This window comes from Luteibacter sp. CQ10, assembly GCF_040900725.1.
Lineage (GTDB): Bacteria > Pseudomonadota > Gammaproteobacteria > Xanthomonadales > Rhodanobacteraceae > Luteibacter.
Genome location: NZ_JAEUYM010000001.1, coordinates 1,281,972 through 1,294,532 on the forward strand (window position 1 = coordinate 1,281,972; position 12,561 = coordinate 1,294,532).

1 protein-coding gene is annotated in these 12,561 nt (G+C 67.5%); it reads left to right on the plus strand.

Going from position 1 to position 12,561, the window contains the following annotated elements; translation table 11 throughout:
* The first annotated feature begins 9 nt into the window (after positions 1-9).
* Positions 10-12,558 carry a hemagglutinin repeat-containing protein gene (locus tag JNG39_RS05690; RefSeq protein ID WP_368310188.1) on the plus strand — a complete coding sequence of 4,183 codons (12,549 nt, stop codon included), beginning with the start codon at positions 10-12 and terminating at the stop codon, positions 12,556-12,558.
* The last annotated feature ends 3 nt before the right edge of the window (positions 12,559-12,561 follow it).

Below are 12,561 nucleotides of genomic sequence, written 5' to 3' on the forward strand. Positions count from 1 at the left end.
GGAAAGGTCATGACGACGATCAGGGAAACGATGGTGCGCGCCTCCGGCGCGAAGGTCTGGACGGTGCTGCGTACCCTCGCGTACGCACTGGCACTGGCCATGGTGGGCACGCCGGTGGTGTCGTGGGCGCAGCAGGTGCCCGATGCGGCGGCGGGGGCGCATCGGCCGACGATGGACTCGGCGGCCAATGGCGTGCCGGTGGTCGACATCGTCGCGCCCAACGCGCAAGGCGTGTCGCACAACAAGTACCAGCGCTTCGACGTGGACAAGCGCGGCGTCATCCTCAACAACAGCGCGGGGATCGTGCGCACCCAGCTCGGCGGCTACGTCGCCGGCAACGACAACCTCAAGGGCGGCGAAGCCTCGCTGATCCTCAACGAGGTGACGTCGGCGTTGCCCAGCACGCTCAACGGATACATCGAGGTGGGCGGCAAGCCGGCCGCGGTGGTGATCGCCAACCCCTATGGCATCACCTGCGACGGCTGCGGCATCATCAACAGCCAGCGCTTCACGCTCACCACCGGCACGCCCGTGTTCGGCGGCAGCGGCAGCCTGGATGCGTTTCACGTCACGGGCGGCGGCATCGCCATCGGCTCGGGCGGCCTCGACGGCTCCGTGGTCGATCGTACCGATCTCATCGCCCGAGCGGTACAGCTCAACGGCAAGCTCTGGGCGAAGCAGCTCGACGTCGTCACCGGCAGCAACGACGTCGGTTACGCGGATGCGAGCGTGCGTGCCAATGCCGCGGACGCCTCGCGTCCGGCGGTCTCCATCGACGTGGCCGCCCTGGGCGGCATGTATGCCGACAAGATCCGGCTGGTGGGCACCGAGGCGGGCGTGGGCGTGGTCAGCAGCGGCGCCATCGCCGCTCAGGCTGGCGATCTCCAGCTCAGCAGCGCGGGCGAGGTGCGCCTGGGCGGCACCGCCGTGGCGTTGAACGACGCCACGCTGGACGCGGCCGGAGCGGTCACCATCGACGGCAGCGTCGGCACGCAGAACGGCAACGTCTCGCTGTCCGCGCGTGGCCCACTGACCGTGAACGGCGGCCTGATCGCCGGCGGCTCGCTGGCCGTGAATGCCGCGACGGATGTCGACGTGTACGGACGCCTGAGTGCCGGACATGACCTCACGGTCTACGCCGCGGGCAGGCTGCGCAACATGGGCCTGCTCTATACGGACCGCTCGTTCGACCTGCGCACGGGAAGCCTCGTCAACGGCGGCACCATCTACGGCATGGGGGGAGGGTCTGCCACCGCCGCAGGCACGTTGACGACATCGGCTGCGAGCACGCTGCATGCGGGCGGCAATCTGTCGGTCGATGCGGGCACGCTCGCCAGCGCCGGCGTGGTCGACGCGGGAACGCGGTTGTCGGTCTTGAGTCGCGGCGATGCCACGCTCGCGGGCGCCGTGCAGGGCGGCGGCGACGTCAGCCTGCGCGCTGCGGGACTGCTCGACAACGCGGCCGTCGCCGTCTCGGGCGCTGGCTTCACCGTGCAGGCGGGGCGCGTCGTCAATCGCGCGGGCGGCGTCGTGTCGTCGGGCGCCGACCTCGCCACGACCGTGGCGGGCGTTCTCGCCAACCAGGGCACGCTGTATGCGGTGGGCGGCATCGCCGTCAACGCCGGTACGCTGACCCAGGCCGCGAGCGGACAGATCTATGGCATCGGCGGCGCGCGGGTCGAGCTCGCGGGTGCGCTCGACAACGCGGGTAGCCTCGTCGGTGCCAACGGATTGTCGGTAACGGCGCAAGGCATCGACAGCCGGGGTGAGCTCGGTACCCAGCAAGGCGACGCGACACTTGTCGCTCGCGGCGACATGACGCTGGCAGGCAACACCGTCGCGGGCGGGGCGCTCACGCTTCGCGCGGCCGGCATGTCGCAGAAAGGCCGATTGACGGCCGGCCGACTCGACGCGGACGTTTCCTCGCTAGACAACGCCGGCGACATCTACGCGCGTGGCGATGTCGCCGTGCGCGTGGCGCACGATGCGGCCAATGCCGGTTCGCTGTACGCGGACGGCAGCCTGTCCCTCGCGGCCGAGGGCAACCTGGAGAATACGGGCACGGTCCACGCGGGCTCGGATCTCGCCGTGCACGCGTCATCGCTCGACAGCGGCAAGCAGATCGATGCCGGTCGCGATCTCGCCATCGATGCAGCCAGCCTGCATCTGGCGGGTAACGTGCAGGCCGGTCGCGACCTGTCCCTCACGACCGGTGGCACGTTGACCAACGAAGCCGACGTGGTGGCGGGTCGGGACGCGACGGTCCATGCGGGCGGTTTGATCAACGCGGGCTCGCTGTCGACCAGTCGCGACCTGGCGCTCACGGCGAGCGGCGACGTGAACGACACCGGCAAGCTGTACGCGGGCCGTGCACTGACGTTGGACGCGAATGCGTTGACGGTAGGCGACAAAGCCTCGGTGAGCGCGGCCGACACGGCCGCACTGCGCCTGCGCGACGCACTGCGCAGCACGGGCAGCGTCGTCGGCGCGAACGGGCTGACGGTCGATGCCGGGACCATCGATTCGTCCGGCTCGTTGGGTAGCACGCAGGGCGCGGTGCGTTTGACCAGTTCGGCCGGTGACATCCACCTGGGCGGCACGGTGTCGGCGGCGACGGCGTTCCATGGTCAGTCCGCGCAGGACCTGCTGCTCGACGGCACGCTCACCGCGAACGCGGTCGACTTGGCCGCCGCGCGTACGATGACGTTGGCCGGGGCGCTCCACGCGACCGGCGACGCCGCGATCGATGCCGGGCAGGATCTCCTGCTGGCCGGCGATACCTTCGCCGATGGCGTGCTCGTCGCGCGCGCGACAGCCGGTATCCATCAGTCCGGCACCACCCACGCGGGCGGGGACCTGTCGCTCGACGCGGCGACCCTCGATGGCGAAGGCACCCTGGACGCGGGCAACGACCTCGCGCTGCATGCCGACACCGCCACGCTCGGCGGCCGCTTGCAGGCGGGTCGCGACGTGCGCGTCGCGGCGGGCACGTTGACCCAGGCGGCCACGGTGGTCGCGGCTCGCGACGCGATACTCGGTGCGGAGCGGTTCGATGGACGCAAAGGCGGCACGGTGAGTGCCGCGCACGATCTGACGTTGACCGTCGCACAGGACGCCACCGATGCCGGCCTGCTCTTCGCGGGCAACGTACTGACGCTCGGCGCGAATACCTTCACCCAGACCGCGGACGGTCGCCTCGACGGCACGCAAGGCCTGGTCGTATCGGTCGACGGTGCCCTCGAAAGCGACGGCGCCATCGTCGGTGGCAACGGCGTGAGCGTGACCGCAGGCAGCCTGCGCAGCGGCGGCCAGCTCGGCAGCACGGCGGGCGACGTCTCGTTGGTCACGACGAGCGGCGACCTGAGCCTGGCCGGTACCACCGTGTCGGCCGGACGGCTCGACGCCACCTCGGCCGGCGCCCTGGCGCAGACGGGCGCCCTGAACGCCCATGCGTCGACGTGGGTCGCCGCGGAAGATATCGATCTCGCCGGCGATACCTCGATCGACGGTACGCTCGCGCTCGACGCGGAACGCGACCTGCGCAACACCGGCAGCGTCTATGCCACGGGCACGCTCGACGCGCACGCGTCCGGCGACCTCGACAACCGCGGCGACATCGCCGCCGAGCAAGACCTGAAGGCACGGGCCGGCGGTTCGCTCACTCAGGACGCGAACGGCAAGCTGCAGACCAACGGCACGCTTACCGTCGCGGCGGCGCGCATCGACAGCGCCGGCACGCTGGCCGCCGCCCACGACGTCGGCCTGACGTCCCAGGGCGACACGCTGCTGTCCGGCACGACGCAGGCAGGCGGTGCACTCGATGTCCAGAGCGGCGGCGCGCTGACCAACGCGGGCAAGCTGCTGGCGTCCTCGGCGCTGTCCATCGAGGCGGCGAGCGTCGGCAACACGGGCGACCTCTCCACCGACGGCACGCTCGCAGTGCACGCCACCGGTGCGATCGACAACCAGGGCACCGTCTACGCGGGCAAGACGATCGGCATCGGTGCGGCCGGCTTCACGCAGGGCGCCTCGGCGCAGCTTTCCGGCGCGGACACCGTCACCATCGACGTTTCCGGCGCGATGGCCAACGCGGGCAAACTCGTCGCCGCACGGACGCTGGACGTGAAGGCGGGCAGCCTGAGCAGCACCGGCACGCTCGGCACCCAGCAGGGCGACATGCACCTGCTCGCGCGGCAGGGCGATCTCACGCTCGGGGGCACGGTGGCCTCCGCCGCCGACCTCGACGCCCGGGCCACCGGGGCGATCCGGCAGAGCGGCCAGCTCGCCGCCCACGGCCTGACGCTTCACGCCGATGGCGACCTCGCCGTGCAGGGCGACATCGCCGCGAAGACGGCGACGCTGTCCAGCGGCGCGACGTTGAGCCAGGCCGGTACGGTCGGTGCCGACGACATTTCGCTCGATGGCGTTACGGTGACCCATGCCGGCCGCACGCTGTCCGCTGGCGATCTTCGCGTGCATGGCGCCACCGTCGACGTGGCGGGCACGCTCGCCGCGGGCGTGAAGGACGACGGTACGCTGGACACCACCGGTGACCTGCGCGTGCTGGCCGATAGCGCACTGACGGCGCATGGCAGCCTGCTCGCGGGCAACCTGCTCGACGCGCAGGCGAACACGCTCGATCTTTCCTACGGCACGCAACGCGCGGGTGGCAACGCGAGCCTGCTGGCGCGCACCGGCAACATCGACCACACCGCCGCCGACCTGGGCGCGGGCGGCAGCCTCACCGTGCAGGCCGCCGGGGCGCTGGTGAATCGTGGCGTGGACGGTCGCGACGCGCGCATGCAGGCGAACGCGCTGCTGCTCACGGCGGCATCCATCGACAATACGCGGGGCAAGTTGCTGCAATCGGGTTCGTCCGTGCTCGTCCTGCGCACGGCCGGAACGATCGACAATACCGGCGGCACGATCGTCAACAACGGCAGCGACCTCACCCTGCACGGCAGCCGGGTGGTCAACACCGGCGGCAGCGTGCAACTGGCCGGCAACGGCCTGCTCGACGTCGGCGCCGACCAGGACGTGGATAATCGCCAGGGCACGCTCGCCAGCAACGGTACGACGCGAGTGGTCGCCACGACGGCGCTCGCCAACGACGGTGGCCTGATCAACGCGCACGGCAATACGACCGTCTCGGCGTCGTCGTTGAGCAACACGGCGAATGGCGCGATCTCGGGTGCCACGCTGGGCGTGACCGTCGCCAACGGCCTGAACAACACGGGCGGCCTGCTCCAGGCGACCGGCGGCAACCTCGGCGTCACCGCGGCCAACCTCTCCAACGGCGGCGGCACCATCCAGTCGGCGGCGGGCGCGACCACGCTCGGCGTCGGCGGCACGCTCGACAACGGCAACGGCACCATCGCCGCCGGTAGCGGCACGACGCTGACCACCGCACGGCTGATCAATGCCGGCACCATCTCGGGCGCGCAGCTCAACGTGCAGGCCACTGACACGGTGGTCAATACCGGCCGCCTGCAAAGCCTCGGCGCGCTCGACCTGCGCGCCACCAACGGCCTCAACAACAATGGCGGCCGCATCGAAGCCAACGGCACCACGACGCTGGCCTCGGCATCGATCTCCAACATCGGCGGTCGCATCGCCAACGCCAGCGCGGCGCTCACCCAGGTGACCTCCGGCGGCGGCATCGACAACCGCGGCGGCACGCTGGGCGGGCAGGGTGACGTGAGCCTGTCGGGCACGGCGATCTCCAACGCGCAGGGCGGCACGCTGGTGGCCGCGAACAACCTCACCCTGGGCACCGGCCAGCTCGACAACGGCGGCGGCACGGTCTACGCGGGCAATACGTTCAACTTCGTCAACGCCGGCGCGTCGGCATCCAACGTCAACGGCAAGATCACTGCCGGCCGCCAGCTCAACCTCACCTTGTACGGCTTCGACAACAGCGGCGGCACCGTGCAGGCCGGCATCGACGGCGTGGGCGGCGTCGGCAATGTGATGCTGGACATCCGCAACCTCGTCGGCCAGGGCACCATCGTCGCCAACAACACGCTGGGCATGCACCTGGTGGGCGACTACGTGCAGGCTGCCGGCTCCAGCATCAAGGCCGCCGGCGGCTTCAGCCTGGCGGTGGACGGCCAGTTCACCAACAACGGCAGCATCCAGGCGGTGAACGGCCTGACCATCAGCGCCGCGGGCATCACCAACAACGCGGGCGCGCTGCTGAATTCAGCCAATACGCAACTGGTGACCGGGGGCACCGTCACCAACGCGGGCAGCATCCAGGGCAATACGGTCGGCGTCACCGCGGGCGTGGTGAACAACACCGGCAGCATCATGGGCGGAAACGTCACGCTGCAGGCCGGCACGGTGATCAACGGCGCCGATTTCGGTCAGTCCATCGGCAACCCGGATTACCAGAGCGGCACCATCGCCGCGACGAACAGCGTCGATATCTACACCAGTCACCTGGTCAATCGTGACGCACAGATCTTCAGCCTCGGCAACATCGACGTCGCCGGCGCGGGCCGCAATGGACAGGGCCTGTTCGACACGCGCGCGGGGCTGATCGACAACATCTCCGGCTCGATCCAGGCACAGGGCAGCATCCTTCTGGCGGCGAACCAGATCAATAACGTGCGCCGTGTACTGAGCACGACCAGCCGCACGTTGAGTGCCGAGGAATCGGCGGCATCGCAACCGTTGCCGATCACCGACTACAAGCACGCGATGAACAAGGTGCAGGAGTACGAGACCTGGACCGAATACCACACGCTCGACGAGACGGTGGTGAACGCCGCCAGCGCGCAGTCGCAGATCGTCGCGGGCGGCAACATCTCGTTGTACGGCTCGGTGAAGAACAACACCTCGACCATCGCGGCCAACGGCTTCCTCGCCGTGAACCAACAGGGCGCGGGCGGCGGCACCGGCATGGTGGCCGGTAACGAAAACGTGTCCAATGAGTCGCTGGCCGCCGGGCGCACCATCCAGAAGGTGGCAGTGGAGCACCACATCGGCTGCGGCACGGACCAGAGTCTGTGCGATAACGCCGGAGGCGAGGAAGAGAGTTACTACTATCGCCCCGATACCGACCCATCCGACCTGATGCACGACAACTACACCGCGCTGGGCGCGGTGATGTCCGGCGCCGCCGGCGTCGCCATCGGCGGACTCAACGTGTCCAACGGCGGCGTCACGCCGGACGGCCGTTCGGTCGGCAATACGCGGCTCGACCCGAACGCGCAGGCGATCGGCCTGTCGTCGGTGAACAAGGGCAACGCGCAGGGGGCGACCGGACTGCCCCCGGGCGCTCAGGTCGATCCGGCCACCGGGCACGCGCCGCAGGTGCTCGGCGGCGCGGGCCAGCCGCTGGCCGGGGTCACGCTGCCGACGGGCGGCATCTATAGCGTGCATGGCGGCCAGGGGAGCGACGGCACGGCCGTCGATGGACCCGCCGCGGGCGGGCAAATCGTCGCCGCCTCGGCCGGGGAACGCAGCACCGTCGGTGGCGTGGACGCGGGCACGTTGTCCGCCGGTGCCACGGGGGCGTCGGCCCGCAACGTCGGCCTGCTGGGCAACGCCTACCTCACGGCGTTGCTCGGCCATGCGCCGAGCGGTAACTACCTCATCGAGACCAACGCGCGCTTCGCCGATTACAGCCAGTTCATCAGCAGCGACTACCTGCTCGACAAGCTGGGCGTCGATCCGGCGCGCACGATGATGCGCCTGGGCGATGGTTTCTACGAGCAGCAGCTGGTGGTCAACCAGGTCACCCAGCTCACCGGCCGTGCCTACCTGTCCGATTACGGCAGCGGCCTGGACGAATACCAGGCGCTGATGAACAACGGTGCGCACGCGGCCCAGGCGATGAACCTGAGCGTGGGCGTGGCGCTCACCGCCGACCAGGTGAGCGCGCTCACCCAGGACATCGTGTGGATGGTGCAGCAGAACGTCGACGGACACGACGTGCTGGTGCCGGTGGTGTACCTCGCCAGCGGCAACCTCGGCCTCACGGCGCAGGGCGCGGTGATCGCGGGCAAGGACGTGAGCATCGACGCGTCGGGCACGCTGAGCAACGACGGCACGATCCGCGGCCAGAACAGCACCCTGCTCACCGCGAAGGACCTGCTCAACAGCGGCCGCATCTCCAGCGACGGCCTGACGGCGATCAGTGCCACCGGCAACATCACCAACGTCAACGGACGTATCGACGGTGCGGGCGTCAGCCTGGTCGCCGGTGGCGATATTCGCTCGGAGAACGTTGGGGGCCTCATCGGCAGCGGCCTCGCCCCGGCGAGCATCACAGCCACGCAGGGCTTGCAGATCAACGCGGGCCATGACCTCTCGCTCGACCACACGACGGTGAGCTCCGGCGGCGATGCGCTGCTTACGGCGGGCCACGACCTGACCCTCGCGGGCAAGGGCATCACGACGGGCGGAAGCCTCGCCCTGGCGGCGGGTCACGACGTGACCCTGGCCTCTAGCACCGTCACCACGCAGCCCAGCCGCTGGACTACCGGCACGCGTGCCGAAGGCATCACCCTCGATGCGGGCAAGGATCTGTCCGTCGTCGCGGGCAACGACGTGAACCTCTCGGTGTCGACGCTGAAGGCGGGCGGCGATGCCGCCTTGCAGGCGGGCCACGACCTCACCCTGGGTGCGCAACAGACCGGCACGCGCTGGACGACACAGACTCAGGGCAGTTCCGTGACCGCGGGCGGCTCGTTGTCGATGCAGGCCGGCCACGACCTGAGCGCGCAGGCGGCGACGGTGAAGGCCGGCGGCGACATGGCGTTGCTGGCCGGTCACGACCTGTCGCTGACCGCGAGCACGGACGGCACGTCCACCAAGGTCACCCACCAGGTCACTGGCCTCGAGGCGGGTGGCAATCTGGCCGTGGCAGCGGGCAACGACGCCCTGCTCGAAGGCACGACGATCAAGGCGGGCGGTACGGCCGCCTTGCAGGCCGGCAACGACCTGACCCTGACCACCGTCACCGACAGCTCGACAACCACGGCGAGCTGGAAGGAAGGCAAGAAGCACATCACCCAGACCACCACCGACGAGACGGTACGCGGGGTGACGTTAGACGCGGGCAAGGGAGTGCAGATCGGGGCCGGGCACGATGCGACGCTGGATGCCACGACGGTGTCGAGCGGCGGGGATATTACGGTCGCGGCGGGGCATGATCTGACGCTCGGCGCGGAGGACGAAACGCATACGGTCGTCACCGATACCAAGAAAAAGAAGAGCGGCCTGTTCAGCAGCAAGACCACCACGACCCACGACACCAGCAACGAGACGCTGGCGGTGGGCACCACGCTCAGCGGCGACAACGTGCATCTGGTGGCGGGCAATGACCTGACCGCCGAAGGCGCGGCGGTCAAGGCGACGGGCGACGTCGCCCTGGCCGCCGGCCACGACGTGAACCTGCTGGCGACGACCGACAGCTACAGCTCCACCCACGACGAGACCGTCAAGAAGTCCGGTTTCACGCTCAACCGTGGCGGCGGCATCGTCCAGGCAGGCAAGAAGACCGTCACCAACGACGACAACACACAGCACGTGGCCACGGGCACGCTGCTGAGCGGCGACTCCATCTCGGTGGCTGCCGGCCACGACGTGCTCGGTGAGGGCGCGAAGATCGCGGGCACACATGACGTGACCGTCGCGGCGGGCAACGACCTGAACCTGACCACGGCCGTCGACGTTTACGACGACAGCCACAGCAAGACGGTCACCCAGACGGGCTACTCGCGTAGCGGCATGACCGAGGTCTACGGCCAGCAGAAGGACAGCCGTGCGGAAACGTCGCATCAGGTGACCCATACCGGCAGCGTGGTCGGTTCCACCGACGGTCAGGTCACCCTGACCTCCGGCGGCAACCTGCACCTGACCGGCACGGACGTGATCAGCCAGACCGGTACGACCATCGTCGGCAAGAACGTCACCATCGACGCGGACACCGACACGCTGGACACCACGCAGTCGCAGAAGCATACCCAGGGGGGCGTGACGGGTGGTCTTGCCGGCGGGCTGTATGACCTGGCGATGGAGACACGCGGGTCGACGGTGCATGCGAGCCACACCGACGACGATCGCCTGAAAGCGGTGTACGCCGCGCAGGCGGCCATGACCGCGACCCAGGCGGTCGGTAAGGCACAGGACGTCATCAATGCCGGGAGCGCCCAAGGAGCCGCCGCCGCGGCCGGTGTGAACGTTCAGGTCGGCATCGGCGGAAGCAGTGTCAGCAGCAAGACATCGACGCACGACGACACGTCGTTCGGCGGTCACATCACCAGTGGCGGCAACGTCACCATCGGTGCGACCGGGGGCGACCTGACCCTCATCGGTGCCGACATCTCGGGAAAGAACGTCGCCCTGGCGGCCACCAACGACATCAACCTGCTGAGCCAGTCGGAAGGACATAGCTTAAAGAACGAATCGAAGAACTCGGCCGGCAGCATCGGCGTGAGTTTCGGCACGAACGGTCTGGGCATCTACGCTTCGGCCAGCGTGGGCAGCGGCAAGGCGCACGGCAACGGAGAAACCCACGCCGAAACCACGGTCAACGCCGACGACAAGCTCACCATCGTCAGCGGGCACGACACGACCATCGAAGGCGCGCAGTTGAAGGGCCAGCAGGTGGTGGCCGACATCGGGAACAACCTGACGATCCGGAGCGAACAGGACACCGACGACTACGCAAGCAAGACCATGCAGGCCGGCGGCCAGGTCATGGTGGGCATCACCCAGAGCGGCTTCGTGAGCGGCAGCGCGTACTACGCCGCCAGCAAGGTCGACAGCAACTACACCGGCGTCAACGAGGTAAGCGGCATCAAGGCGGGCGACGGCGGCTTCCAGATCGATGTGGGCGGCACCACGCACCTTGTTGGCGGACAGATCGCCAGTACAGCTGATGCGTCCAAGAACGTGCTGAGTACCGGCGACTTGGTCTGGGAAGATCTGCATAACGAGTCGAAGTACAACGCCAGCCAGATCAGCGTCAGCGGCGGCAGCACGATGTCCAGCAACATCGCCGGTGCCATCGGTGCGGGCTTGTCGATGGCGGTGCCGCAGCATGGAAGCAGCAGCAGTGAGACGAAGTCAGGTATCGCCGAGGGCACGATCATTGTGCGCAACGATCCGGACAAGGATCTGAGCGGGCTTGATCGGAATCCGACGCTGGATGACGAAGCACTGAAGAACAGCTTCGATCCGAAGAAGATCGCCGAACGTCAGGAACTGGGAAAGATCGCAGGGCAGCTGGGATTCCAAGCGGCCGGCGACATCAGCGAGAAGATGGGTTGGGCGGAAGGAAGCCCTGAGAAGACGGCACTTCATGCGATCGTAGCCGCTGGCATGGCTTCGCTGGGTGGAGGCAACGTCGGCGACGCTGTGGCAGGAGCGGTAGCCAACCAGCTTGCGATAAACGCAATGGCCGATGCCCTCGAGAGTGCAGGCTTCGAGCATGGAACACCGGAGTTTGCGACGCTGATGAAGGCCGGGAGCCTTGCAATCGGCGCGGCGGTATCCGGCGACACCGGAGCGGTCGCGGCCCTTGACGCCACCAGCTTCAATTACCTCAACCATGACCAGCGTACGCAAAAGAACAAAGACCTCGCTGACTGCAAGGACGACGCGTGCCGTCAGCGGGTCAATAAGGAGTGGGACGATACCAGCGCAAAGCAAAGCCTTGCATTGACAGCGCAGTACGCGGGGTCGATGAACAAGGATATCTATCAAGCTCTTTTGGATACCAATCCATACTCCGGTGCGTATGACGCTCTCCTCGCGAAAGGATTGCAGACTGTGCCCGGGTTGGGTGGCAGTTCGTCCTATGTCTACAGCATGGTTACCGGCATGGATGGTGAGCCGAGGATGAGTGCGATACCTGGTGGTTTGACGCCGGGAGGTAAGGCCGCGCTTGAGATGGGAGCGTTGGGACCTGTGTTTGGAATGCCGGCAGCACTCACGGCGGCTTTTGGTGGGACGCCTCAACAGGTCTCTGCTGCCAACGATTTCGGTATGCAGGGCCTTCTAGTTTACACAGCAGGTTCATGGTCCAAGCCCTTTGCCGAAGGAAATGTCTTGGATCCTGCAAATGGCGCGGGGACACATATTCAAGAGCCGTTTTCGCAAGAAATCCGATTGGACGGACTCGTAGACGGCCTGGTGGGCGGGAAGCAAACGGTAGCGACCCGCTCGTCAGAAGCGACCGGGTCATACATCGAGCTCAACAGTCCAGAGGGTATCGCAGCGAAGGATGCCTACTACGAAGCGCTCAATAGCGACAAAGTACCAGTTATCGGCCGTCTTCAAGATACGGCTGTAGGCGAAGAACTCGGGATGCTACGACTAAACTCTCCAAATTGGAGCGTCAATGTGAACGATGCTTGGATCCAAGGCGGCATCGACTCAGGAAAGACGTTCTACTTGGGAACTGGTATTTCCATTGGAAACCTCCGCTCCGGAAATATCGAGTACCCAACGACTGTATACTTTAGGGAGTTGCTGCAACTCAGAGATGCGGGCTACTTCAAGCAAGGCGACTATCTGTTGCCTCCGCCTAAAAAGTCGCTTTGATGG

Bases quoted from the DNA above. Each gene is read 5' to 3' on its own strand.
- JNG39_RS05690 (WP_368310188.1), top strand. From the start codon at position 10: ATGACGACGATCAGGGAAACGATGGTGCGCGCCTCCGGCGCGAAGGTC.